Raw genomic sequence first — 25,317 nt, forward strand, 5'->3', positions numbered from 1 at the left:
TTATACCTCTTTTTAACTATAAAAATTAGTAGCTATTTTAAATCCAATATAAGCGAGGTGTTATTTTGAAAAGGTATATTGCGCAACGTTTACTCTACATGTTTATCACCTTATTTATTATTGTTTCGCTCACCTTTCTATTAATGCAAATGCTTCCTGGTACCCCGTTTACTGATCCTGACAAACTATCTGTAGAGCAATTAGAATCAATGAATGAAAAATATGGCCTAAATGATCCGTTAGGAAAGCAATATGTGAAGTATATTGGAAATCTGATGAAAGGTGATTTAGGCCTATCTTACCAGTATGAAGGCCGGGCAGTTAATGAAATTTTAGGGGAACGGATAGGACCATCTGCAATACTAGGTTTTCAGGCACTTATGTTCGGAACGTTAGTTGGCTTGATGTTAGGAATCATTTCTGCGCTAAATCATAATAGTTTTTTAGATTATGGTTCTGTTATAATCGCTGTCCTGGGAATGTCAATTCCATCCTTTGTATTTGCAGCTCTAATGCAATATTTTATAGGGGTTAAATTAGGGTGGTTACCAGTAGCATTATGGGAAGGATATGAAAATACTATAATGCCATCTTTAGCATTATCTGTGACAGTTATAGCTACAGTAGCCCGATTTATTCGAACAGAAATGCTAGAAGTTCTCGGTCAAGACTACATAGTAACAGCAAGAGCAAAAGGAATTAGTGAAAAGTCTGTTGTTTTTAAACATGCTATAAGAAACGCGATAATTCCTGTAGTGACGATGTTAGGGCCTTTAGCTGTATCCATTATGACAGGAACATTGGTTATTGAGAAAATCTTTACTGTTCCTGGCCTAGGCGAACAATTTACAAAATCTATCTTAGTAAATGATTATAGCGTCATTATGGGAGTTACTTTAATGTACAGTGCATTATTTATCGGTATTGTTTTTATCGTAGATATTCTTTATGGAATAATAGATCCACGAATTAATTTAAAAGGGGGTTCATAAGTTATGAAACCTCAAAAACGAGAAATTACACAAGATTTATTTGTTCATGCACCAATGGAATCTACTAAAAGTGAAGAGATTAATGGAACACCAGAAACCTTTTGGAAAGAGACATTCAAAAGATTGAAAAAAAATAGAGGAGCTTTAATTGGACTTCTAACTATCCTTTTACTATCAGCAATGGCTCTGATTGGACCACTTTTAAGTGATCATTCAGTTACTGAACAAGACTTAGTGCGTTCTAACTTACCTCCAAAGGCGGCAGGATTTGAATGGATAGGTCTTGATGGAAAAGATGTTAATGGAAAAGATCAATATGAGGCTAGGGGAATAACCGAAAATTTTTGGTTTGGAACCGATGAGTTTGGTCGTGATCTATGGACAAGAGTATGGAAAGCTACGCAGATTTCTTTATTTATTGCCATAGTAGCTGCACTTTTAGATTTATTCATTGGTGTGATATATGGTGGTTTATCTGGTTTTTATGGTGGGCGATTAGACAATGCTATGCAACGTGTTATTGAAGTGTTGATGGGTATTCCAAATTTGATCGTTATTATTTTATTTATTCTTATACTTGAACCAGGCATTACTTCCATAATCTTAGCCATGGTTGTCACAGGGTGGGTAGGTATGGCTCGTGTTGTTCGAGGACAAATATTACAACTTAAGGGGCAAGAGTTTATCTTGGCAGCCAGAACCTTGGGAACACCTAATAGGACAATCATTTGGAAACATTTGATACCCAATGCCATGGGTTCCATTATTATTACGGTAATGTTTACTATACCGACAGCTATCTTCTTTGAAGCTTTTCTGAGCTTTATCGGGTTGGGGTTACAACCGCCTCTTGCATCTTTAGGTGTTTTAATTGAGGACGGATATAAATCAATGCGTTTCTTTTCGTATAAATTAATTTTCCCTGCAATTGTAATTAGTGCAATTATGATAAGTTTTAACTTATTAGGTGATGGACTGAGAGATGCACTAGATCCGAAAATGAGAAAATAAGAATGGAGACAATGATGGAAGATACCATATTAAAAGTAGAAAATCTTCATGTTTCCTTTAAAAGTCATGATGATGGAGAGATAAAAGCCGTACGCGGAGTGAGTTTTGAATTAAAAAAAGGGGAAACATTAGCTATTGTTGGAGAGTCAGGATCTGGAAAATCAGTTACAGCAAAAAGTTTAATGGGTCTTCTCCCTAAACAAAATAGTTTTGTTAAACAAGGTAAAATAATGTATGAAAAAAAGGACTTACTCAAATATAGTAATAAAGAAATGCAAAAGATACGTGGATCAGAAATATCTATGATTTTTCAAGACCCTATGACTTCTTTGAACCCAACTATGAAAATTGGTAAACAGATAATAGAAGGATTTAGGAGGCATCAAATAGTCGGAAAAAAGGAAGTATATAAAAAAGCAACAGAACTTCTAGAACTAGTTGGAATTGCAAATCCTGAAGAAAGAATAAAAGATTATCCTCACCAGTTTTCAGGAGGAATGAGGCAAAGAGTAGTTATAGCGATGGCACTAGCGAGCAATCCGAATATATTACTTGCTGATGAACCAACGACAGCACTTGATGTAACCATACAAGCACAAATCTTAGATTTGATGAAGGATTTACAAAAAAAGACTGGCGCTGCGATTGTCATAATTACCCATGACTTAGGTGTTGTCGCTAATATGGCACAGCGCGTGGCGGTAATGTATGCAGGAGAAATTATTGAAACTGGAACTGTTGACGAGATTTTTTATGAAGCAAGACATCCTTATACAAAAGGATTACTATTATCCATGCCTAAGTTACATTCCTCTCGGTCTACTAAATTGATTCCGATTTCAGGAACTCCACCCGACTTAAGTCAATTACCGGAAGGATGTCCCTTTGCAGCTAGATGCCCTTATGTCATGAAGGTGTGTCACGATTTCACGCCTGATAGTACGAAAGTATCTGATACTCATATGGTGTCGTGTTGGTTAGAAGATAAGCGTGCACCTCGAATTGAATGGCGGAGCGGAGAAGGAGTTTCAAAAGATGAAGAAAACCGAAAAGCTAATTGAAGTTAAAAATCTAAAGAAATATTTCCATGTAAGTAAAGGCAAATTATTAAAAGCAGTAGATGATATTACTATTGATATTTATAAAGGAGAGACATTAGGTTTAGTTGGAGAGTCTGGATGTGGAAAATCAACAGCGGGGCGAACAATTATTCAACTCTACAAGGCTACATCAGGACAAGTAATTTATGACGGTGAAGATATTCAAAAAAAATCATCAACAGAGATAAAGAACATGAAGAAAAAAATGCAAATGATATTTCAAGATCCTTACTCATCACTTAATCCAAGGATGACTGTATTAGAAATAATATCAGAAGGGATTGATAATCATGAGTTTCATTATAATAAAAAGGAAAAAGAAGACAAAGTTTATGAATTGCTTGAATTAGTAGGTTTAAATAAGAGGCATGCTACTCGATATCCACATGAATTTAGTGGGGGGCAAAGGCAACGTATAGGAATTGCAAGAGCACTTGCTGTTGAACCTGAATTTATTATTGCTGATGAGCCGATCGCAGCTTTGGATGTTTCAATCCAAGCGCAAATTGTTAATCTATTGCAAGAATTACAGGAAAAAAAGGGGCTTACTTTTTTATTTATTGCCCATGATTTATCAATGGTAAAATATATTAGTGATAGAATAGCGGTCATGTACCTAGGAATAATAGTAGAATTGTCAGATAGTGAGGATTTATACGATGAGCCTTTTCATCCATATACAAAAGCTTTGTTATCAGCAATTCCAGTACCAGATCCCAAAATTGAAAGAATCCGTGAACGTATTATTTTAGAAGGGGATGTGCCCAATCCGATGGATCCTCCAAGCGGATGCCGCTTTCGCACACGTTGTCCAAGTGCTATGGATATATGCACAGAATCAGTTCCGAAATGGCAGGAAGTTTCTTCAAACCATTTTGTTGCTTGTCACCTTTATAATGTGTAGTGCAAATTAAAGATGAGTTAGATGTATCGAAAAGATTAAAATGCAAAAGGCTTCCAAAACTACTGAAAGCCTTTTTGTAGGGGGTTATTTAACTGTTAAAATAGAAGTGAATAAGGTGAAATATCCATTGAGAGGGATTAATATATGTTCGAGAATAACTGGTGTAAGACCAAAAGCTGACAAAAAGACGAAGTAATGGATTACTTTCCTCATAACTTTTTATCAAATAATCCTCGTTTATTTAGCTAATCCTATTTACAATTCTTCGTTTTTAATAAGTGAAAATGGTTGATTGGAGCGCAGAGCGGCGACTCCAGTGGAAACAGCGCGAGCTGAAGACCCTGGACTGAGTGTAACGAGGGAAGCGGCTGAAGCCGTGCCCACGGAAAGCGTCCGCTCGGAGCGGAAATCAATGGCATATCTACGTTTCTGTTCTTATAGAACTGGGATTCTTTTGGCCGGGTTTTTCTTATACTTTTTCTATTTTGCTCTAATAAATAGAACTTTCAAGTAATTACCTTCTTTAAAAAGTGGAGAGGTTCTAAAATCGGTTGGAAGAGAGAACTCTTCCTCAATCGAATATTTTCGGTTACTTTCTTTAAAAGCTTTCTCCACAAATGTTTTGAACTTCTTCATCCCAAACGTGGCATTATTAGTAGAAGCGACAATGACACCATTTTTTTCTGTAATATTAATGGCATCTATAAGCAGTTTAGTATAATCCTTGGCAGAACTAAACGTATACTTTTTAGAACGTGCAAAACTAGGTGGATCGAGAATAACCATATCGAAGGATAATTCTTTACGTTTCGCATACTTGAAGTAATCAAATACATCCATCACAATAATATCTTGTTGTGCTACATCGATTCCATTTACTTCAAATTGTTCCGTCGTCTTACTTAAGCTTCTTTTAGCAAGATCTACACTTGTTGTCTTCGTAGCACCACCAGCTGCAGCAAATACAGAGAAAGCTCCAGTATACGAAAAGGTGTTTAACACCGTTTTCCCTTTTGAATAATTATCTCGAATTGTTTTACGAACATCACGTTGATCTAAAAACACTCCAACCATTGCCCCATCATTTAAGTAAATAGCAAAGTTTTGCCCATTTTCTTTTACAAGAAGAGGGAACTCTCCGCGTTCACCTTTAACAAAATCATCGTCTTCCACATACTGTCCTTTCGTATCAAAACGTTTCTTTTCATAAATACCTTTATAGGGAGTGGAAGCTTCTAGGGCTTCTAAAATGATTTCTTTAAAGGAATAAATTCCCTCGCTATACCAGCTGACTAAATAGTATCCATCAAAATAGTCAATGATTAAACCACCGATACCGTCTCCTTCCCCATTAAATACACGAAAGGCTGTTGTATCGGTATTATGATAATAGTCGTCACGGTGTTTAATCGCCGTAGCTATTTTTTTTTGGAAAAATGACTGATCAATTTTCTCGTTTTCATTTTTTGTTAGGAGCCAGCCAAGTCCTTTGTTTTGTTTTCCAACATAGCCTTTTCCGATAAACTGGCCAGAAGCATTTTGAATTTTTAGTATAGATCCTTCTTCAAGAGACTCTGGTTCCAGGAAACCGTCTTTCATCAATATCGGAACACCTTTTTGTAATTCTTGAGCAAGTGTTTCAGTTACTTTAATATCGAATTCATTTTGTGTCATTTTATTCATCCTTATATGTTTTTTATATATTATCTCATACGTCTTGGTAAAAACCCTTGATAGTCTTATGGTACAATATACTATACATGCGCAGAGGAAGGAAGTTTGCAATGAAAAAGTCAAAATTAATCCCACCAATTATGATTGTTGTGGCGGTGCTCGCAACTATTATTTTAAACCAAGTAGAATATACGGAAGTAACCATTATAAACAAAATACTTATTATTGTAGGAGCAGCTGTTTTATCTTCCGTAATTGGTTATTTCCTGCTAGGAACAGACGTAGATAAAGTGGATCCAAAACCAACTAATAACATAGTAAATAAAACTAATAAGAAAAAATAGAGGCTTTACTTTCTCAAAAATGATTGGAGTGACCTAAGTGTTAGATAAAGCACGGCAATTATTACAAACTTACTTTGGATATGATTCCTTTCGTGAGGGACAAGAAACAGTTATTAACTATGTACTAGATGAGAACTCTAGCCTTTGTGTAATGCCTACAGGGGGAGGGAAGTCTCTATGTTACCAAATCCCCGCACTTATGCTAGAAGGCACTACGATTGTCATCTCTCCTCTAATCTCCCTTATGAAAGACCAGGTGGATACTTTAATTCAGGCTGGGATCCCTGCAACCTTCATAAACAGTACATTAACTGCAGAAGAAGTGAGACAAACAATGGAGGAAGTAAAAAATGGCCAATATCGGTTACTTTATATAGCTCCAGAGCGTTTAGAATCTCCCAACTTTTTAAACCAATTAAAAAAAGTAAAAGTTCCTTTAATAGCAGTGGATGAAGCACATTGTATTTCTCAATGGGGTCATGATTTCCGTCCAAGTTACCGGGCTATTCATCGATTGAAGGAAGTATTTACAGAGCAGCCAACAGTACTTGCCCTAACAGCTACCGCAACGCCAGCTGTACGAGATGATATTTGCCGATTGTTACAAATTCAAGAAGATAATACAGTTATTACGGGATTTGCACGATCAAATTTAGCTTTTTCGGTCGTACTTGGACAGGATAAAAATAAGTTTTTAAAAGAATTTATTAAAAAAAATGCCAGCGAAGTAGGCATTATCTATGCTGCAACTAGAAAAACAGTGGATTTGTTATATGATCTATTAAATAAGGCGGGAATTGAGACGGCAAAGTATCATGCCGGGCTGCCAGAGAGTTTTCGAAACAGTGAACAAGAACGTTTCTTAACAGATGAAGCGCAAGTAATGGTTGCAACCAATGCATTTGGTATGGGGATTGATAAATCCAATGTACGCTACGTAATTCATTATCAGTTGCCAAAGAATATGGAAAGCTATTATCAGGAAGCTGGAAGAGCAGGACGAGATGGCTTACCAAGTGAATGTGTAGTTTTGTATGCATCACAAGATGTTCAAACGCAACGATTCTTAATAGATCAAGCAATGGACCGTGATCGAATTCCTCAGGAACTAGAAAAACTGCAGGGAATGGTGGATTACTGTCACACAGAAAACTGTTTGCAACAATTTATAGTTACTTATTTTGGAGAGCCAGATGCTCCTAAATGTGGCAGATGTGGAAATTGCACAGATTCAAGAGAAGTACAAGATGTAACACAAGAGGTTCAAATGGTTCTTTCATGTGTGGTTAGAATGGGGCAAAGATTTGGAAAGACGATGACTGCTCAAGTATTGACTGGTTCTGAGAACAAAAAAGTAATCGATTTTGGTTTTACGAAGTTATCAACTTATGGAATATTAAAGGGTAAATCATTAAAGGAAGTTTCTGGACTAATGGAGTTTATGATTGCAGAAGGGTTTCTTTCAGTGAAGCATGGTAGTTTGCCAACCATTTATGTATCTGATGCTGGAAAAGAAGTATTGTTGGGGAATAAAAGGGTGGAACGTAAAGGTGTAACGGTGACGAAACAAATTGCGAAGAGTGATCCATTGTTCGAAAGACTAAGAATACTTCGGAAAAAAATTGCGGACGAAGTTGGTGTACCACCATTTGTTATTTTTTCTGATAAGACTCTGCAGCATATGTGTGCAGAGCGCCCGCAAACCGAAGAACAATTATTAGAAATTCACGGAATCGGTGAAAACAAACGAGAAAAATATGGACAAGTTTTTCTCGAGGAAATTCACAATTATACTATCGTGTAGTTTTTATGAGATACTACTGTAAGATTAGAAGGTACATTAATCTTTTTGGCATCTTCAGTAGAGATTTCGACAATTACTGATTGCTCTAGAATTTTAAAAATAGTACCTTGAACTTCGTGATCATTACGAGTGAAAGAGATCTTCTCATCAATTTTCCTAGCTGCCACAAAGGGGGAAACTTCCTTAGGTTGTCGTTGAAAACTCATGTGTATGCCTCTTTTCTAGTTTTATTCCGCATTAGCGATAGTTTAATTATACCATAGATTAGGGTTGAAAATCTGTAAAAGAGATTATTAAAACTCGAATACAAGGGAATGACGTCGAATATTTTTGATATATTGGAGAAACTAAGTATATGATAGGGTTAACAGATTTGTTTGGAACCAATATGAATGGGAGGAACGTCAGATGAATTTAATCGGAACACCTTATGTATTGGACGAAAAAGAGAAACAAATTACGACCGTTCTTAAAGAAGAAGATTTTGATATCATGAATATTCAATTGCGTGCTGGGGAAGAAGTAAAAGAACATCATGCTAATGCAAATGTATTGATTGTTGTTAGAAAAGGGAAAGTACAGTTTACGGTAGAAGGTGTGGAGCATACTGTAACGACTGGGACCATCTTGCATATGAAACCATTGGAAAAGCATGCCTTAAAAGCATTAGAAGATTCGGATATAGTTGTAACTAAAATAAGTTTGTAAGAGGAGATTATGCATAGTGCATTTTAAAGAGTTTAAGTTAGATGAGAAAATTTTACGTGCCATTGAACAATTAGGCTACACAGAGCCAACAGAAGTGCAACAGAAGGTAATACCAGTAGTTTTGGCAAAACAGGACGTCTTAGTGAAATCTAAAACGGGCAGTGGAAAAACAGCTTCTTTTGCTACACCATTATGTGAGCTTGTAGACTGGGAGGAAAACAAACCTCAAGCATTAGTGCTAACACCTACAAGAGAGCTTGCTGTTCAGGTTCAAGAGGATATTACCAATATTGGCCGTTATAAACGTATAAAAGGGTTAGCTCTTTACGGAAAGTCACCTTTTGCTAGACAAAAGTTAGCTTTAAAGCAAAAAACGCATGTGATTGTAGGTACTCCAGGTAGAGTACTAGACCATATCGAAAAAGGAACGTTAGATGTATCTAAGATGGAATATCTAGTTATTGATGAAGCAGATGAAATGCTGAATATGGGCTTTTTGGAACAAGTAGAATCTATTATTAAATTACTTCCAAAAGCTCGTACAACAATGCTATTTTCAGCAACTCTTTCTGACCAAATAAAAAAATTAAGTACAAAGTATATGAAACAAGCGGTATCCATTGAAATTGATGCATCGGAAGAAAATGCTCCAGACATTGAACATGTGAAGTATGTTGTAGTTGAGGAGTTAAAGCTTTCATTACTAGAGAAGCTAACAATTGTGGAGAACCCAGACAGTTGTATTATCTTCTGTCGTACAAAAGAACGCGTAGAACAACTAGTAGATGTGTTAGATGAAAAAGGATATACCGCTGACAAAATACATGGTGGGATGATGCAAGAGGATCGCTTCGAGGTAATGGATGATTTCCGAAAAGGGGAATTCCGTTATCTAATTGCTACGGATGTGGCCGCTCGTGGGATTGATATTGATGATATTACTCATGTAATTCATTATGATGTTCCATTAGAGGAAGAAAGCTATGTACATCGTACTGGTAGAACAGGTCGCGCAGGGCGAAGTGGTAAATCGATAATGTTAGCAACTCCTTTTGAAGATAAGTTTGTAAGAGGAATCGAATCATTTATCGGCTTCGAAATTTCCACAGCATCAGAACCTACTAAAGAAGAGATAGTAAAAAGTCGTGCTGCATTTGATGTGAAAATGCAGGAGCAACCTGAGGCTAAAAAATCTAAGGGTGAGCAACTAAACGCCAATATTACTAAACTATATTTCAATGGTGGTAAGAAAAAGAAAATCCGTGCCGTCGATTTTGTTGGAACCATTGCAAAAATTGAAGGAATTACTGCAGATGATATTGGAATTATTACGATTCAAGACACAGTATCCTATGTAGAAATTTTAAACGGTAAAGGCTCGCTTGTATTGAAAAATATGAGAAATACAACAGTCAAAGGTAAATTACTAAAAGTGCATATTGCCAACAAATAAAGAAGAGGCTTTCCAATGGGAAGCCTCTTTTATTGCATTCCACTATCATTCGAAAAAATTATCCCTTTTGCTAGTAAAAGGTAGTAATGCGAAAGTAAATATAGACTTAAAAGTAACATCCCAAAGACCGTTAGTATTCTACAAACAGAAGCTAGTAAACTATACATGAGCACAAGTAAAATCCAAATTGTAGCTTATTACTTTGACACAAGGAACTACCGGAACTTTCCTATAAGTACTAAAGTAAAGCATCCTCAATAAACTTTCGATAACTCTCCATAATTCCATTAGGCAATTGTGTAGGAGGATAAAACTGAAGACTAATGGATTCAACATCATCTGCTAAAACTTCTCCGCTATATTCTGATGTTTTGAAAACTGCAGAAACGGAGTAAAATTTATCGCCGTTCGGGTTTTCAATATAATAGTCTGGGCCAGAATATACATTACAGAGTTGTAGTTTCCCTACAAGTAGAGCAGTTTCTTCCAGTACTTCACGTCTGGCTGTATCCTCAAAACTTTCACCGAGTTCCATTAGACCTCCAGGTAGACCGTAAATACCTGGTTCACGTTCTTGCAGTAATATTTCACCTTTATCGTTCAATATAAGCACATTAGAGCCAGGTAATATTAGAGGTTGATGTCCTACATATTGTCTTAGCTGTTTGTAGTATTCCATGTTAAATCATCCTTCCGATAATAATTGTAAAAGTGTAACTTAAATAATGGTACGATATGTATTAATAATTGAAACTTTCAATTAGGAAAAAACGTAAAACATAGTACTTATTAATAATAGAGGAAGTGAGCATCACATGACAAAGAAACTGTGGTTTCAAACAGGAGTAGCAATACTACTGACGCTAGTTATTATACGCATGTTCATGGAAGTCAAAAGTATTTTTTCACCGCTTTTGATCATTGGACAAACAATATTCTTACCTTTACTTTTAGGTGGTGTTCTGTTTTATCTGTCACGTCCATTATTAAAATGGTTAGAATCAGTCAAGTTCCCGAGATGGGCAAGTATCCTATCGGTATTTGCTGTTATTGGCTTAATAGGGTGGCTTTTTTATGCACTAATCGGTCCGCCAATTACGGAGCAGGTGAATGAATTAGTTGAAAACACTCCAGAAATTATAGAAGACGTGGAGGAGGTTACAAAATATGCGCTATCCCAAAAAGATCTTTTGCCGGAGACACTACAAGATACAGTGGATGATGCAACAGGGAAGATTAACGATATAGCTGTTTCAGCAGGTTCGTTGCTTTTCAAATTCATTCAAAGTGTTTTCCAAGGAATTTTCGTACTGGTACTTGTACCGTTTTTCCTTGTATATATGTTAAAAGACCATGAAAAGTTTGCTCCCTTTGTTTCTAGTTTTGCTAAAGGGGAGAAAAAGACCTGGATTCGTAAGACTTTAGCAGATATTGATGATACATTGCGCTCATATATTCAAGGTCAATTATTTGTCAGCTTTTTAGTTGGATTAATGTTGCTGATTGGCTATTTTGCTATTGGATTAGAATATGCCTTATTACTAGCAATATTTGGAATGATGATGAATGTTATCCCGTTTTTAGGGCCCTATATTTCGGTGATACCAGCGATAATCATTGCCCTTACTCAAGAACCAAAGTTGGCAATTTATGTAGCAATTATTATGTTAGTGGCACAACAGATTGAAAGTAATTTCATCACACCGAATGTTATGGGGAAATCCTTAGATATTCATCCATTGACGGTCATTACAGTTATTTTGGCAGCGGGGAATATCGCAGGGTTATGGGGAATTATATTAGCTATTCCTACCTATGCAGTGATAAAGGTTATTTTAAAAAATATCTATGCTAACCGAGTGGGGATAAAGGATGCTGCTACAAAGTCAGTGTAGGAGGTAGAATTGGATGAAATTCCGTTCGAAAATGGATAGGACGTTTAAGATGATGATGTCGGTTGCGCTAGTTATTATTGCGTTAGCGATAATGTGGCCAGTAGCATACGAATTGTTCTATACAAATTCACCTGATTATTTGGCTATTTGGATTATGATTGCTTTATTTTTAGTATGTACCGGTTTTCTCATATGGATTTCTTTTGACATTCATTACATATTTTACGATGACTATTTATATGTCAAAGGAGGTCCTTTTCGAAGTAAAATAAAGTATAAGGATATGACGAAGGTAAATAAATCATCGAATATATTAGTGGGCTATCGTATTCTTTCCTCCAAGGATGCACTGGAAATTCATTATAAAAACTCGTTAATGGGGAGTATAATAATTTCTCCAGACAATCAGGAACAGTTTTTACAATTATTATTACAAAAGGCGCCACATGCTACCTCTAATGTAATACCTCACGTATAGCTAGCGTTGGGGGCAGTAGATGATCGCACTTGCATAGTATATTATTAATGGCATTCCAAGATGAAATCAATCATTCAGGGAAGAGGTGCATTATGGATAATGATAGCTTCAATAAGCCAAGTAATGACTTGATAGGGGATATTCTTAAAGAGTATTCGAAGACAGGTGGCATGGACAACTTAAAGGGCGCGGGGAAGCCAATATCGGAGGAATACTTAACCGGTGATATCTTTCAACACTTCCAAAAAATTGCGAAGGATGCTGGATATAAACCACACTGGTTAAAGCTTCAGCATGAGATAAGGGACGAACTGCATGATATTGCGAAAAATTATTTAAATGGTGAAAAAGAAGGACTACAATTTAGGGTAACAAAGGTAAATGATAAAATAATGCAGTACAATAAAGCATGTCCACCACCTATGCAAAAAGGATTGGTGAGATTAGAAACAATAGATTCCGCCGCTAGCAGATGGTAATAATAACTAAGCCAAAATCCTCTGGATTGCGGCTTTTTTTAGCGTTAACGTACTTCTTAAATAATTGTATTGACGGAAGTTCTATTTCTTATTAAAATACAAATGAGTTAACATTAAAATTAAATTAGGTTAACTCATTTATTAAGGGGGAAACTTTTATGAGAAATGAACGTTTAAAAATGATGATTGTAGCCGCATTGTTTGCAGCTATCATAGCAGTTGCTGCACAAATCATGATTAATGTTCCACCTGTACCATTTACATTAATGACAATTGCGGTAATGCTAACAGCAACTATATTAGGGGCTAAGTATGGAACTCTTGCAGTAACGGTATATGTATTAATGGGCGTAATTGGAATTCCAGTATTTGCTGGGATGAAAGGTGGATTTGGTATTGTACTTGGACCGACAGGTGGATACCTGTTAGCAATAATACCTGCTGCGCTATTTGTCGGGTGGTATTTGGATACTTTTAAGTATTCGAGGATGCAAGCAATTATCGCAAATATCATAGCCGTATTTATCATACTAATACTTGGTTCTATTTGGTTGAAAATAGTAGCTGAACTTCCTTGGGATGCAGCGTTTAAAGGAGGAATGCTACCATTTATCCTTCCCGACCTTGCAAAAGCGGTTGTTGCTGCACTAATAGGCATTATTATTCGGACAAGACTGGTAGCGGCAAAACTAATATAAGCTTCTGTGTAAAGTCATTGTATAAAAAAAGCACTTGCTCCTAGTGGGATAGTGGAGCAAGTGTTTTTCTTATTTGGGGTATCGTTCTGAACTAAGTGAACGATTTTTTGTGTGGTTGTGGTCTTTTTCATCTAGAAATTCAATATTTATATCCTCGACAGGAAGGGCATCTACAGTTTGCATGTCTTCATGCATATCAAATAGGCTTTCCTTAGTGGTACGTACTCCATCGGGATTGTCAAGGATCCTTCCAGTTGCTTCCTTACGAATATCAGCCATTTTTAACCATGTTTAAAAGCATATGACTAAGGGCTTGTTGCTGCTCTTTGTCTCCACTTTTCCACAATTGTTGAAGAACATGTTCTTCTCGGTTGCGTGGTTCTTCGTGGTTGGCTAAATAACCAGCAACTTTTTCAGTAGCTTTAGCTAATGTTTCATCACTAAGTCCCATTTTTTCACCGGCTGCAACTTTTCCAGATAAATACGATTTAAAGTTAGAAAAATTTTGTAGAATTTGTTCTTTTTCTTCTTGACCAATACTATCAAGCTTAGCATCGACACGCTCATCTATATTGTTTCCCAATCTTCCTCACTCCTTTTTTATTGAACTCTACTTAGGTATGTCCAAAGAGTGTGCAATCATGCATAAGTAATCTAATAATTTTATTTTGATTGTGGACAAAAGCCACATTTTTGCAATCCGGGTATATCCTTTGAAAAGCAGCAAGTGGTTCTAATTGTTGTATTTAATAGTTCTGCGGGTTGTTGATCTTTCAAATAAAGCCGGAAATATTCTTTCGTACTAAATGACTCCCAAATGGACGAATCCTTTAACAGATACCAATCATTTCTGGCTTTCTCTTCCAACGCGGGATTTTCAAAAAAGGTATAGTAATGCCATAGTAAGTAACCAAACACATTTTCCCAAAGAACTAATGGAGATATACTACATTTTGAGCGGAGTTGTTTGATTATAGAAAAACATTGTTGTTCCCATATAAGTTGAACATCCAATTTGCGATTTTCTTGTACGTCTCGAAAATATTCTGGAGGGATAAATGTACTGATTGTTTTATTCCCATATTCTGTTGTACTAAAAAACTGGAGCTGTTCTATAGGTCCATCCCAAATTTCATCATACATAGTCATCATATAAAACTGCATGGAGATGAACATTCCGACCCTTCTCATAAAGAAAGAAGCTGCAATGGGTTCATTAGGTGAAGAAGAGATTAGCTTAATAATAGGGAGTGCATTAGCGATATCATTCCCTTTGAATAATATTGTTCCGTTAGGTTGGATAAATACACTATAGTTATTTAATTGTTGGATTTGGTCACTCGATAAGTTTGTCATATATGTAGTATACATTTTTTTATAGAAACAGTTGACTTTTTAATTGAAAATGATTATCATTACCATATAGAAAGTTTCTCCTAGTTGAGAAGTTTAAAAACAGCGACTTTTCTCCAAATTGTAGCTGGTGATAGGCACACCTTAACCCCCTCAAAGTTGAGATAGTGCATAAATACGTCGGTAGCCTTTAATAGGTTACCGATTTTTTTATTAGAGCAAAAGAATTAAATCGATCTCTAAAATAATTTAACTTTATTTTCCAGTAAAATATAAACATAGGAAGTTATTTGTGAAGAACTTCACTAATCATTAACTGTTGACATCCACTTTAATACTATCTATAATTCTCAGAATATAAAGATTATTTAGATAAAACTTAATAATCCTTATCAATTGGGAAAATACTAAAGGATGGTGGATGTGTCGATGGATTTAAGAACAAGAGCATTACGATTGCATCGTGAAAGTAAGGGAAAGATGGAAGTTGTCTTTAAGGTTCCCATGAACAGCATGGAGGATTTAAGTTTAGCCTACTCACCAGGTGTTGCAGAACCGTGTATTGAAATCCACAACAATCCATCCACTATTTATGACTATACTGCTAAAGGAAACTTGGTTGCAGTAGTGACAGATGGTACTGCAGTATTAGGACTCGGTGACATTGGACCAGGAGCTGCCTTGCCTGTTATGGAAGGGAAAGCAATTTTACTAAAAAGGTTTGCTGGTGTAGATGCCTTCCCGATTTGTTTGGACACAAAAAACGTGGATGAAATAGTCCAAATTGTTAAGGCGTTAAGTCCAACTTTTGGTGCTATAAATTTAGAGGATATTTCGGCTCCACGTTGTTTTGAAATTGAAGATAGACTTCGCATGGAATTAGATATTCCTGTTTTCCATGATGACCAACACGGTACTGCAATTGTAGTAGGTGCTGGACTTCAAAATGCGATGAGACTAGTAAACAAAACAAGTAATAATGTTAAAGTTGTGATTAATGGAGCAGGTGCTGCTGGCATGGCAATTTTAAAAGTACTTCTCCAGTTGGGATATACTAATATCATTATGTGTGATTCAACGGGGATTATTTATGAAGGCCGTGAACAAGGGATGAATCCTATTAAACAATCGATTGCAAGTTTAACAAACCCACTTGGTTTAACAGGTTCTTTAAAAGATGCGATGGAAGGATCAGATATATTTATCGGTGTTTCTGTAGCTAATTTACTGACAAAAGACTTAGTTCTTTCGATGAACACGGATTCCATTATTTTTGCACTAGCCAATCCTAATCCTGAAATTTCATATGAGATTGCAAAGGAGTGGGGAGTTAGAGTAGTAGCAACAGGCCGATCAGATTATCCAAACCAAGTAAATAATGTATTGGCTTTTCCTGGAATTTTCAGAGGTGCTTTAGATGTTAGAGCCACCGATATTAATGAGGATATGAAGTTGGCTGCCGTTGAGGCAATTGCTTCATTAGTAAATGACAATGAGCTTAAAGATGACTATATAATTCCAAGAGCTTTGGATGAAAGGGTTGTTCAGGTTGTGGCTTCAGCAGTAAGTAAGGCTGCAATTTCTTCGGGAGTGTCCACACTTTATGAGCCAGTACTTAAAAGTTAGTAAGTAATGGAAGGATATAGGTAAATATAGCTTATTTAACGACTTAATGTAGTAATTAAGTCGTTTTTTGTCGCGTATTTTATAGTTCAAATTACTATTCTAGAAAAATAATGAAATTTCCGAATATTTAAAATATAATAGATGTAGAAGGGAAATGAATGGTCATTCATTTTATTCTAAAAAAGTGTAAAGGGGATAGAGTATGGGAGCGTTCAAAATGCTAGGTCTGGAGTTAGCTAGGCTTACAGAGAAGAAAGGGGTGTTGTTTTCTGTATTAGGAGTATTACTAGTACCAATTGTTTATGTAGCAATCTTACTTTCAGCAACATGGAGTCCTTACGATAATCTAGATAATCTACCTGTGGCATTTGTGAACAAAGACTTAGGTGCAAACTCCGGGGGATCAGCCATTAATATTGGACAGGACTTAGTAGAAGAATTACAACAAAATCCTGCCTTAGGTTGGGAATTTGTCTCACAAGAAGAAGCAAACAAGGGGTTAAAGAGTCAGAAGTACTATATGGTAGTGGAGATTCCTGAGGACTTCTCTCAAAAAGCATCCTCTGTACTTGATGCAAATCCAGTAGTGCCAGAATTACGTTATATTCAAAATGAAGGCCTAAATTTCATGGCTTCTCAAGTAACAAAAAGTGCTACAGAAAAACTAAGAGAACAACTAGGCAATAAAATAACAGCAACCTATACTCAAACATTATTTTCTAGACTTGGAGATATTTCAAATGGCTTCGCTTCTGGTGCAGATGGATCCAATAAGCTTTTTGAAGGAACTACAACATTGAGTGATGGAACAAGCCAGTTACTACAATCTTTAAATGATAAGTCTGGTGATATTCAAAAGTTAGCAACTGGTGCTGCAACAGCGGAAAGTGGCGCAGGGCAACTTCTTAGTTCCGTAAAAAACGGAGAAGGTGATATTAAGAAGCTAGCGGCAGGTTCTAAAGAAGTGGTACAAGGTATTAATAGTCTTAAGGCTGGTTCCGAACAAGTACTAAATGGACTGAAATCGGCTAAAGCGGGTAGCACTAGTTTAACTACCGGATTAGAAAAACAGTTACAACCAGGAAGTCAGCAATTAGCAAGTGGTTTAGGAAAAGTGACAGAAGCTACGAAAACGCTTACAGGAGGGTCGCAAGGATTAACAGAGGGATTAAAGGCATATTTAGGGAAGCATCCTGAACTTGCACAAGATATTGAATTTATGACTCTTGTTGGTACGAGTGATGCGGTTTCTAAAGGCTTAACGCAATTTAGTCAACAAGTTCAACCTTTAAAAACGGGAGCAGATGCTTTAGTTGCAGGTGCTTCGCAACTGACAGCAGGTTCTAAACAGCTAGATGCAGGTCTTAACCAATTAGTAAGTGGTCAAACAGCAGCTACAGCTGGTATTGATCGTTTAAAAAGTGGTGCTACCCAAGTTGCGAATGGTAACGCAACGGTTTCTACTTCTTGGACGAAAGTTGGTAATGCCGTTTCTGGACTTAAAGATGGACTAACTCAAATAAGTTCTGGAAACCAAACAGTGGCTGTTGGTTGGGAAACAATGACTTTAGGAGTTACTTCACTAAACGATGGTGCAACACAACTTAAGTCTGGTAGCCAAGAGCTTTCTACTGGATTAGCTGGTGGTGCTAGTGAGGTTAGTGGTATTCAAGTGAGTGATGCTAACATAGCGATGTTTGCAAATCCCGTAACTTTAACTGGAGAAAAGGTTAATAATTATAAATTCTATCGTGATTCTACAGCTCCTTATATTATGTCTTTAGCATTGTTTGTAGGTATCTTATTATTATCTTTTGTAGTTGAATTTAAACGACCTGCTACTACTCCAGGATCTGTGATTAGTTGGTATGCTAGTAAATTGATGCAGCTTTCTTTGTTTGCAATAGCACAAGCATTAATCGTGTCGCTATTTACGTTAGTATTTATTAAACTACAAGTGGATAGTATTCCTTTGTTTATATTGTTCACTATTTTTGTTAGTTTAACATTTATGTCCATCGTATTTTTCCTAGTAACATTGGGAGGGAATATTGGTCGCTTTGTAGCACTTGCTTTTATTGTTTTGCAACTATCTACTACAGGATCGAATTTACCAATTCCGATGTTACCAGAAAATTTACAAGCATTAAGTAAATATCTACCGTTAACATACTCTAATGCAGGGTTTAAATCGATTATTTCTTTAGGAGATACAGGTTTCATGATTATGAATATGTGGTTCCTTCTAATTTGTTTAATCGTAAGCTTAATATTAACTTTTGTAGTCTTTGCTTTCAATTTTAAACGCGTTTCTACAAGCAATCATGACAATGATGGATTAACTGGTGCAAACGTGTAATTGCATAATTAAAAGAGGATTGACGGCTGCTAAAGCTGTCAATCCTCTTTTTAAGAACAAAAGTGAGATAATGCGGGTCTAACACAGCACCCGAATCCACTTAATCTTAAAAATTATATTTTAGTTTGTCCTTTTAAAGCTCTCGTATTTAATAATTTTGTATAGTAACTATGTAAGAACATACCTAAAATAATAATTCCAAGTCCTATAAGTGCAATTGGTGCTGGTAAAGGCACATGTAGTAAAAACATTTCACCAATAATGACGAAAATGATTTCGGTTGACTGTGTCGCTTCTACAGCAGCTAGTTTCCCTTGGTGATTTCGAACTCGATCTGTTGCCATGAAAAATAGAATAGTAGCGATCACTCCAGAACTCACAGCTACAATAAATGATTGAAACACTTGGCCAGAAGATGGTAAACCTACGGTAAAAATCGCATAAATACCCATTAAGATCCAGGCGGGCATAGACGCAACAGTCATGCCTAAAACGCGTTGAAATGTATCCAAGCGTCCATTCAAATGTTCCATCATTTTACGATTCCCTAAGGGATAAGCCAATGCAGCTATAAGTACAGGTAAAATCCCTAAAAAAATCATTTGCAAATTAACTGTATCTGTATTTGGAATCTGTATAAGAATAATTCCTACTAAAATAAGTAGGGAAATAAATAATGAGACGACCGGGATTTTTTGTTTAATGATTCTGTTTTCCATTTTTATCAAAAATAATGGCGCAAGTAGAACTCCAGCAACAATCGTGAATTGCCACATTCCAGATATTAACCAGCCAGGCCCATAAGCTGCTGCAAAAGTGAGCGGTGCATAAAATAATACAAATCCTACAAAGCTCCATAGAAACCAAGCAGCAGGTGCAGATTTTATTTCTTTATAGGTTTCAAATAAACCTTTTCGATTGTAGACAATGATGAATAAAAAAGGCAGCATGAAGAAATATCGAAGGGAGGAGCTCCAAATCCAGCTCCCCCCAGATATTTCCATAGAACGATTAAGTATAAAGGTTACTGCAAAAAATAGGGAGGCTAAAATACCTAGTAATATTTCGCGCATATTAGCACCTGCTTAAGCTTGCTGTTCAAACGACTGGATAATACCCTTTACAACTTCTGTTGATTTTGCCATATCATTTACAGAGATGAACTCGTATTTTCCGTGATAGTTTTCTCCACCTGTAAATACATTAGGTGTAGGCATTCCCATATAGGAAAGCTGTGAGCCATCTGTTCCTCCACGTACTGGAATAATAAGTGGTTCTATATCTAAAGCAATCATCACATCTTTTGCTACATTTAAAATTTCAATAACAGGTGTGATTTTTTCACCCATATTGTAGTATTGATCGTTTAACTCTACAGAGATAGCAGTTGCTCCGTATTCTGCTTTAATCTTTTCAGCAGTATCTAGGAATAATTGTTTTTTCGCTTCAAATTTCTCACGGTCATGGTCACGAATAATATAGCTAAGCTCTGTTTTTTCTGTATCGCCATTAATATTCATCAGATGTATAAAACCCTCGTATCCATCGGTTTTTTCAGGTACTGCATCTGTTGGCATGTGAGATTGAAATTTTGTAGCCATTGTAATGGAGTTCACCATTTTGTCTTTTGCAGACCCTGGGTGCACACTTTTCCCATTTGTAATAACCTTGGCACTAGCTGCATTAAAGCTTTCATATTGTAATTCTCCTAATGGACCACCATCCATTGTATAGGCAAAGTTTGCTCCGAATTTTTCCACATCAAATTTATGAGGACCACGCCCGATTTCTTCATCTGGTGTGAATGCCACTCGAATTTTCCCGTGTTTTACTTCTGGATGTTGGATAAAATATTCCATTGCAGTCATAATGATGGCAATTCCTGCTTTATCATCGGCACCAAGAAGCGTAGTACCATCTGTAGTTAATAGTGTGTGACCAACATAATTTTTTAGTTCAGGGAAGTCTTGAACGGTCATGACAGTATGCTCATTGAGAGTAATATCTTGTCCATCATAGCTTTCGATTCGCTGTGGATTTACATTTTTTCCTGTGTAATCTGTAGCTGTATCTACGTGAGCTAAGAAACCGATTGTTGGCATTTCTTTATCAGTATTAGCGGGTAAAGTGGCGAAAAGATAACCGTTTTCGTCTAATGTAATTTCCTCTAAACCAACTGTAGTCAATTCCTTTTTCAGCTCATGGAGTAAGTCCCATTGACCTTCAGTGGTTGGACATGTTGTACTTGAAGCATCGGATTGTGTATCTATTTTTGCATAGCGCACTAGTCGCTCTATTAAAGTCTCTTTCATGAGATTAAATCTCCTTTCGATTTGTAAAGCTAGTTCTTATTTTAACAGATTCTTTCGAGTTGCGGAATAATTAATGCTAAGAGCAAACATAAATTGAGCTCCGTAATAAGAAATCATTATAAGTGCATCTGAGAAAGGAATATCTACTATGAATTTATTAATAGCAAGGGTTGAGTCCGAAAAGATAAATAAAATAGCCCCAATAATAACAAATTTGTTTGCAGTTTGGAAAGCGTTCCAACCCATCGTCAAAATAACTGCAATATAAATAATAACTGCCAGCGCTAAGACTGTATCTCCTTGAGACCAGAGTGTTCCAGCTAACCAAATTACCATTGATAACCCGTATATTAATAGCAATGCGATTGCCCATTTTGGAATGGATGTTTGTTTGATGTTTCTAAATGCGAAGATATACCAAATATGTCCGATCAAAAAGGTTATAAGTCCGACTATAAACCAATAGATTAATCCGTCAGCAAACATACATACAGTGAGTCCGATTAAAATAAGTGTCTTGTACTTTTTAGATTCTCCTCCAGATTGTAGAGAAGCAAACAAGATAATAAGTAGCATCGGAATAAGTTTGAAAATAATCTTTGTCGATACAGGGTCACTTGGAATAAAGAAAATATAAATAATACCCATAATTGCAATTAAAACCCCAATAATTTTGCTCCACATAAAACAAACACTCCCCTTTCTTATTAAATTCGTTACGGAAGATAAAACTTCCTCCACATTGTATGCGAATCTAAATAAAAAAAAGAACCAGCTGCCATAGTGAATAGGGCAACTGGTTGTATTTCTGATTGGTATTGTCTTGTGGAAGTTGAGCTTTATTTATTAGTAAGCAGTCCAACCAGCATCAGCGGCAATAATTTGCCCATTAACGAAGCTTGATTCATCAGAACCTAAGAATACTGCAAGTTGTGCAATTTCTTCTGGTTGACCGACACGTGGCATAGTACCGCTACCTGTTTGCTGACGACCCATACCGAATTCAGAAAGGCTAGTCATAGAATTTTGAATATTAGTCATGACGCCACCTGGAGCGATTCCGTTACAGCGAATCCCTGAGTTAGCGTACATATAAGCTGTATTTTTAGTTAAACCAGACACTGCATGTTTAGATGCTGTGTATGCTGCACCTGCGCGAGCACCACGTAATCCACCTGCAGAAATGTTGTTAACGAATACTCCATGTCCTTGTTCTAAGAAAATGTTAGTTGCTATACGCATTGCACGCATAACGCCAGTAGTATTCACTGCGAATAACTGATCCCATTTTTCATCAGTAATTTCACCAACAGGCTCCATTCCATCCATGATCCCAGCGTTATTTACTAAAATATCTAATTTACCAAATGCTGCTTTTGTTTCAGCGAATAAGTTTTCTAAATCAGCAAGTACTGCTACGTTTGTACGGTTAGCGATTGCTTCTCCGCCAGCTGCTTTAATAGCTGCTGCCACAGTTTCTGCACCTTCTAAATTGTAGTCGGAAACAACGACCTTTGCGCCTTGTTTTGCATAAGCCTCAGCGATAGATTTCCCCATCCCAGAAGCAGCGCCTGTAACGATAGCTACTTTGTTTTGTAATCTCATAATTATTTCCTCCTCATATGTTATTATACAGTTGTACAATAACAGTATAGTTTAAAATGAAAACGTATTCAATCAACAGTTATCGCAATAGTTGTACAATATCAAACACATATTGCAATAAGTGTTCGATAAGGAGAGATATTATTGAAAACAAAAGATTTAAGAGTCGTGAAGACAAAAAAAGCTATCTATCAAGCATTAACTCATATATTAAAAAACAAAAGTCTGACTGATATTAATGTGTCCGAGCTTTGTAGACAAGCCGGTGTAAATAGGGGGACTTTTTACTTCCACTATGAGGAGGTTGGAGATGTTTTTAAGGAATTTTTTGAAGAGGTCATTTTAGATTTGCAAGAATCTTATAAAGAACCATATAAATACATTTCTGCACTTCAATTAAAGTCTTCAGTTTACAAAAATCTAGATCCAAAAACAGTTCGTATTTTTCACCATGTCAAAAAGTACGAAGACTTTTACCGTATTATTTTATCAGATAATGTGTCTACAACATACTACTACATGTTTTTTGATGCAATCCGTTCGAATTTTATAGAAGATAGTAAAATAGGGGAGTATGATGAATCTAAAAAATTTGTATATTCTTTTATGACAAATGCAATAATTGGTTTAATTATTGAATGGCATCGAAGTGATTTTAAAGAGTCCGTTGATGACATGAACATTCATTTAGTTCAAACATTGAATGCGATAGCGAGGAATTAGTGAACTTAGTATATATGGTATTTCTCATATTTGAAGAATAAAAGAATAAGTGGAGAAATAAAGAAGGTTAAAAAGTTGTACAAAAAAGACTCATCCGAGAGGATGAGTCTTTTTAATCAAAACTTAAACTTCTTGTAAAGTATTGCTTAATTACTTGCGTACAGTTTTTAAGGCAGTTGTCCAAGGGATAACTTGATCTAGCATTTGGTTTACTGAATCAGCTTGTACTGCTGCTGGTTTGAAGTCTGTCCCATTTTCAAAGTCTGTAAACAAAGATAGTGCTGGATGTACACGTACATGCGCTACTAGTAATTCACTTAAAATACCACGTAAATGCTCGGTTGCTCGAGCCCCACCTACTGAACCGTAAGATACGATTCCTGCTGCTTTGTTGTTCCACTCTTCACGTAAATAATCTAAAGCATTTTTAAGTGCTCCTGTGATTGAGTGATTGTATTCTTGAACGATGAATACAAATCCATCTTGTTTTGCAATGGCTGCTGACCAAGCTGCTGCACCTGATGCGTCGCCGCCTGCTTCACCTAATAGAGGTAATTTGAAATCTGCAATGTCAATAATTTCATATTCTGCGTCTCCACGCTTGTCGGCTAACTCTTTTACCCATGCTCCAACTTGAGGACTAACGCGTCCTTCACGTGTACTTCCTAAAACGATACCAATTTTCATCATGTCATTTCCTCCTGTTTGCTCTTCATTTGAATTTAATCCGAATATTTTTTTCATAAAGCTCATGTTTATACCCCAAATCTTTACTTATTTTTTTGTGACAGTTTTTCATCAAGTGATAAGTTAATTGGATTAACTAAGACAAAGTAAATACCGATAGCCAAGTAGACTAGTTCTAATTCGTATCCAGCGGATACACCATCGCCTAATAATCCGAATGATAATTTCGCTGAGAAAATTGCTCCTAGCATTATTACCGCAAATAGCCCGCTAATTACTCGTGTTCCTAGTCCAACTACCAGTAATGCTCCACCGACTAATTCAATAATCGCAATTGCGTATGCTAGAGAACCTGGTAAACCAAGGAACTCAAAATATCCAACGGTATTTGAAATACCACCTTGGAATTTTGCTATGCCATGTATTAAGAACATAAGTCCAAACACGACACGTAAAATAAGTGTTGCAAGTTGTTGCTTCTTCATAATAAAAAAATCCTCCATTTAAGTTACTTAACGTAACTTACTATAATATAGTTATTAACTAAATACAATACATTTGATTACAAAAAGTAATCATATAAGCGAAAAAAATGATTTTCTGCTTATTTATCAGAAAATCAATGAGTAAGAAAGCTATAGAAATGTAAGGAAATCAACTAAAAACAAGCATTCTGATGAATGCTTGTTTTAAAAACTATTTTTGCCAAGGAGGATAGAAAGTTACATAAGTTCCTGCTATAAAATCATGAATTGCTCGTTTATCTTCACGAATACCAACCATAAAAGCACTAACAATAGCACCAATGCCAAATGTAAAACCATAGATAATACCGGCTATTAAGTGACGTTTAATCATTATCCAAAAGTTGACGTCAGTTTCATCGATATTCACAATACGAATACCAAGAATTCTCTTACCTACAGTGTATCCAACCCAAAAGACAGGTAGTAATATAAAATAAAGATATGACCCTATAGTAGTAAACCATGTATTGCTTTCTCCAAGAATAAGGTAACTAATGATAGCTAGTGGAGCCCCCATAATAATACCATCGAATAAACTAGCACCAAACCTAATCCAAAAGCCAGCAGGATTCAATAACTTCAACT

At 36.1% G+C, this 25,317-nt stretch carries 28 protein-coding genes; 15 read left to right on the plus strand and 13 right to left on the minus strand.

Features of this window, described 5'->3' with window-relative positions; translation table 11 throughout:
• The first annotated feature begins 65 nt into the window (after positions 1-65).
• The 4 genes from opp3b to MHI40_RS00820 are packed head-to-tail and all read left to right on the plus strand — an operon-like array spanning position 66 to position 4,007.
• The gene (opp3b, locus tag MHI40_RS00805; protein ID WP_340761131.1) at positions 66-992 is read left to right on the plus strand and encodes an oligopeptide ABC transporter permease; all 927 of its coding nucleotides are present in this window, start codon (positions 66-68) and stop codon (positions 990-992) included.
• Positions 993-995: 3 nt separating this feature from the next.
• Complete coding sequence (opp3C, locus tag MHI40_RS00810; RefSeq protein ID WP_340761133.1) at positions 996-2,003, plus strand: oligopeptide ABC transporter permease; 1,008 nt, start codon at positions 996-998, stop codon at positions 2,001-2,003.
• A 14-nt stretch (positions 2,004-2,017) separates the two neighbouring features.
• Positions 2,018-3,064 (plus strand): ABC transporter ATP-binding protein, encoded by a 1,047-nt coding sequence (locus MHI40_RS00815; RefSeq protein WP_340764329.1) that lies wholly within the window; start codon positions 2,018-2,020, stop codon positions 3,062-3,064.
• A complete protein-coding gene (locus MHI40_RS00820) occupies positions 3,039-4,007 on the plus strand; it encodes an ABC transporter ATP-binding protein (RefSeq protein WP_340761134.1) in 969 nt (322 codons plus the stop codon). Before MHI40_RS00815 ends, MHI40_RS00820 begins: the two co-directional genes overlap by 26 nt.
• Positions 4,008-4,487: 480 nt before the next feature.
• Here MHI40_RS00820 and MHI40_RS00825 read toward each other — a convergent pair whose 3' ends face one another.
• Entirely contained in the window at positions 4,488-5,681 is a 1,194-nt protein-coding gene (locus MHI40_RS00825) for a class I SAM-dependent rRNA methyltransferase (protein ID WP_340761135.1), read from the minus strand.
• 110 nt (positions 5,682-5,791) lie between these two features.
• Here MHI40_RS00825 and MHI40_RS00830 point away from each other — a divergent pair, with 110 nt between their 5' ends.
• Together MHI40_RS00830 and recQ are read left to right on the plus strand one after the other, a co-directional pair.
• On the plus strand, positions 5,792-6,025 hold the full coding sequence (locus MHI40_RS00830) for a hypothetical protein (protein ID WP_340761136.1): 234 nt from the start codon (positions 5,792-5,794) through the stop codon (positions 6,023-6,025).
• Positions 6,026-6,062: 37 nt separating this feature from the next.
• Positions 6,063-7,829, plus strand: coding sequence for a DNA helicase RecQ (gene recQ / locus MHI40_RS00835; protein ID WP_340761137.1), 1,767 nt, complete (start codon positions 6,063-6,065; stop codon positions 7,827-7,829).
• Here the strand turns inward: recQ and MHI40_RS00840 are convergent.
• Positions 7,814-8,035, minus strand: a complete 222-nt coding sequence (locus tag MHI40_RS00840) for a DUF2187 family protein (protein ID WP_093536598.1) — start codon at positions 8,033-8,035, stop codon at positions 7,814-7,816. The two genes, recQ and MHI40_RS00840, sit on opposite strands and share 16 nt — an antisense overlap.
• A 202-nt stretch (positions 8,036-8,237) precedes the next feature.
• Between MHI40_RS00840 and MHI40_RS00845 the strand changes: the two genes are divergently transcribed.
• Positions 8,238-8,537: a cupin domain-containing protein gene (locus MHI40_RS00845; protein WP_340761138.1), complete on the plus strand. Its 300-nt coding sequence runs from the start codon at positions 8,238-8,240 to the stop codon at positions 8,535-8,537.
• 13 nt (positions 8,538-8,550) lie between these two features.
• Complete coding sequence (locus tag MHI40_RS00850) at positions 8,551-9,990, plus strand: DEAD/DEAH box helicase (protein ID WP_340764330.1); 1,440 nt, start codon at positions 8,551-8,553, stop codon at positions 9,988-9,990.
• Positions 9,991-10,228: 238 nt separating this feature from the next.
• On the opposite strand, the gene MHI40_RS00855 is transcribed toward MHI40_RS00850, so the two are convergent.
• On the minus strand, positions 10,229-10,669 hold the full coding sequence (locus tag MHI40_RS00855) for an NUDIX hydrolase (RefSeq protein WP_093536592.1): 441 nt from the start codon (positions 10,667-10,669) through the stop codon (positions 10,229-10,231).
• A gap of 136 nt (positions 10,670-10,805) precedes the next feature.
• Here MHI40_RS00855 and MHI40_RS00860 point away from each other — a divergent pair, with 136 nt between their 5' ends.
• The 4 genes from MHI40_RS00860 (at position 10,806) to MHI40_RS00875 (ending at position 13,540) form a co-directional block, all read left to right on the plus strand.
• Positions 10,806-11,885: an AI-2E family transporter gene (locus MHI40_RS00860; RefSeq protein ID WP_340761139.1), complete on the plus strand. Its 1,080-nt coding sequence runs from the start codon at positions 10,806-10,808 to the stop codon at positions 11,883-11,885.
• 13 nt (positions 11,886-11,898) lie between these two features.
• The gene (locus tag MHI40_RS00865) at positions 11,899-12,363 is read left to right on the plus strand and encodes a PH domain-containing protein (RefSeq protein ID WP_340761140.1); all 465 of its coding nucleotides are present in this window, start codon (positions 11,899-11,901) and stop codon (positions 12,361-12,363) included.
• A 92-nt stretch (positions 12,364-12,455) separates the two neighbouring features.
• Positions 12,456-12,842, plus strand: a complete 387-nt coding sequence (locus tag MHI40_RS00870) for a DnaJ family domain-containing protein (RefSeq protein WP_093536586.1) — start codon at positions 12,456-12,458, stop codon at positions 12,840-12,842.
• Positions 12,843-13,000: 158 nt separating this feature from the next.
• Positions 13,001-13,540: a biotin transporter BioY gene (locus MHI40_RS00875; RefSeq protein WP_093536584.1), complete on the plus strand. Its 540-nt coding sequence runs from the start codon at positions 13,001-13,003 to the stop codon at positions 13,538-13,540.
• Positions 13,541-13,609: 69 nt separating this feature from the next.
• On the opposite strand, the gene MHI40_RS00880 is transcribed toward MHI40_RS00875, so the two are convergent.
• The 3 genes from MHI40_RS00880 to MHI40_RS00890 all read right to left on the minus strand — a co-directional run bounded on the left by MHI40_RS00880 (position 13,610) and on the right by MHI40_RS00890 (position 14,896).
• Entirely contained in the window at positions 13,610-13,819 is a 210-nt protein-coding gene (locus tag MHI40_RS00880; protein WP_093536582.1) for a hypothetical protein, read from the minus strand.
• Positions 13,812-14,123 carry a DUF3243 domain-containing protein gene (locus MHI40_RS00885; protein ID WP_093536580.1) on the minus strand — a complete coding sequence of 104 codons (312 nt, stop codon included), beginning with the start codon at positions 14,121-14,123 and terminating at the stop codon, positions 13,812-13,814. Before MHI40_RS00885 ends, MHI40_RS00880 begins: the two co-directional genes overlap by 8 nt.
• Before the next feature lie 80 nt (positions 14,124-14,203).
• Positions 14,204-14,896: a hypothetical protein gene (locus MHI40_RS00890; RefSeq protein ID WP_340761142.1), complete on the minus strand. Its 693-nt coding sequence runs from the start codon at positions 14,894-14,896 to the stop codon at positions 14,204-14,206.
• 426 nt (positions 14,897-15,322) lie between these two features.
• On the opposite strand from MHI40_RS00890, the gene MHI40_RS00895 reads away from it, so the two are divergent.
• Both MHI40_RS00895 and MHI40_RS00900 read left to right on the plus strand, forming a co-directional pair.
• Entirely contained in the window at positions 15,323-16,519 is a 1,197-nt protein-coding gene (locus tag MHI40_RS00895) for an NAD(P)-dependent malic enzyme (RefSeq protein ID WP_340761143.1), read from the plus strand.
• Between the two features lie 202 nt (positions 16,520-16,721).
• Positions 16,722-18,878, plus strand: coding sequence for a YhgE/Pip domain-containing protein (locus MHI40_RS00900; RefSeq protein ID WP_340761144.1), 2,157 nt, complete (start codon positions 16,722-16,724; stop codon positions 18,876-18,878).
• Between the two features lie 113 nt (positions 18,879-18,991).
• Here the strand turns inward: MHI40_RS00900 and MHI40_RS00905 are convergent, their stop codons facing one another.
• From MHI40_RS00905 to MHI40_RS00920, 4 genes are all read right to left on the minus strand, one after another.
• Positions 18,992-19,951 carry a DMT family transporter gene (locus MHI40_RS00905; protein ID WP_340761145.1) on the minus strand — a complete coding sequence of 320 codons (960 nt, stop codon included), beginning with the start codon at positions 19,949-19,951 and terminating at the stop codon, positions 18,992-18,994.
• Positions 19,952-19,963: 12 nt separating this feature from the next.
• Positions 19,964-21,190: a peptidase T gene (gene pepT, locus MHI40_RS00910; RefSeq protein ID WP_093536570.1), complete on the minus strand. Its 1,227-nt coding sequence runs from the start codon at positions 21,188-21,190 to the stop codon at positions 19,964-19,966.
• Positions 21,191-21,226: 36 nt separating this feature from the next.
• Complete coding sequence (locus MHI40_RS00915) at positions 21,227-21,874, minus strand: lysoplasmalogenase (RefSeq protein WP_340761146.1); 648 nt, start codon at positions 21,872-21,874, stop codon at positions 21,227-21,229.
• A gap of 162 nt (positions 21,875-22,036) precedes the next feature.
• Positions 22,037-22,795, minus strand: coding sequence for an SDR family oxidoreductase (locus MHI40_RS00920; protein WP_340761147.1), 759 nt, complete (start codon positions 22,793-22,795; stop codon positions 22,037-22,039).
• 144 nt (positions 22,796-22,939) lie between these two features.
• Between MHI40_RS00920 and MHI40_RS00925 the strand changes: the two genes are divergently transcribed.
• Entirely contained in the window at positions 22,940-23,518 is a 579-nt protein-coding gene (locus MHI40_RS00925; protein WP_340761148.1) for a TetR/AcrR family transcriptional regulator, read from the plus strand.
• Positions 23,519-23,668: 150 nt separating this feature from the next.
• Here MHI40_RS00925 and MHI40_RS00930 read toward each other — a convergent pair whose 3' ends face one another.
• The 3 genes from MHI40_RS00930 to MHI40_RS00940 all read right to left on the minus strand — a co-directional run bounded on the left by MHI40_RS00930 (position 23,669) and on the right by MHI40_RS00940 (position 25,315).
• The gene (locus MHI40_RS00930) at positions 23,669-24,271 is read right to left on the minus strand and encodes an NADPH-dependent FMN reductase (RefSeq protein ID WP_093536562.1); all 603 of its coding nucleotides are present in this window, start codon (positions 24,269-24,271) and stop codon (positions 23,669-23,671) included.
• Between the two features lie 17 nt (positions 24,272-24,288).
• Positions 24,289-24,690 carry a DoxX family protein gene (locus MHI40_RS00935; RefSeq protein ID WP_093536560.1) on the minus strand — a complete coding sequence of 134 codons (402 nt, stop codon included), beginning with the start codon at positions 24,688-24,690 and terminating at the stop codon, positions 24,289-24,291.
• Positions 24,691-24,901: 211 nt separating this feature from the next.
• Positions 24,902-25,315 (minus strand): RDD family protein, encoded by a 414-nt coding sequence (locus tag MHI40_RS00940; protein WP_340761149.1) that lies wholly within the window; start codon positions 25,313-25,315, stop codon positions 24,902-24,904.
• Between the last annotated feature and the right edge of the window lie 2 nt (positions 25,316-25,317).

Source organism: Psychrobacillus sp. FSL H8-0510, assembly GCF_038008345.1.
In the GTDB taxonomy this organism is placed as follows: Bacteria; Bacillota; Bacilli; order Bacillales_A; family Planococcaceae; genus Psychrobacillus; species Psychrobacillus psychrotolerans.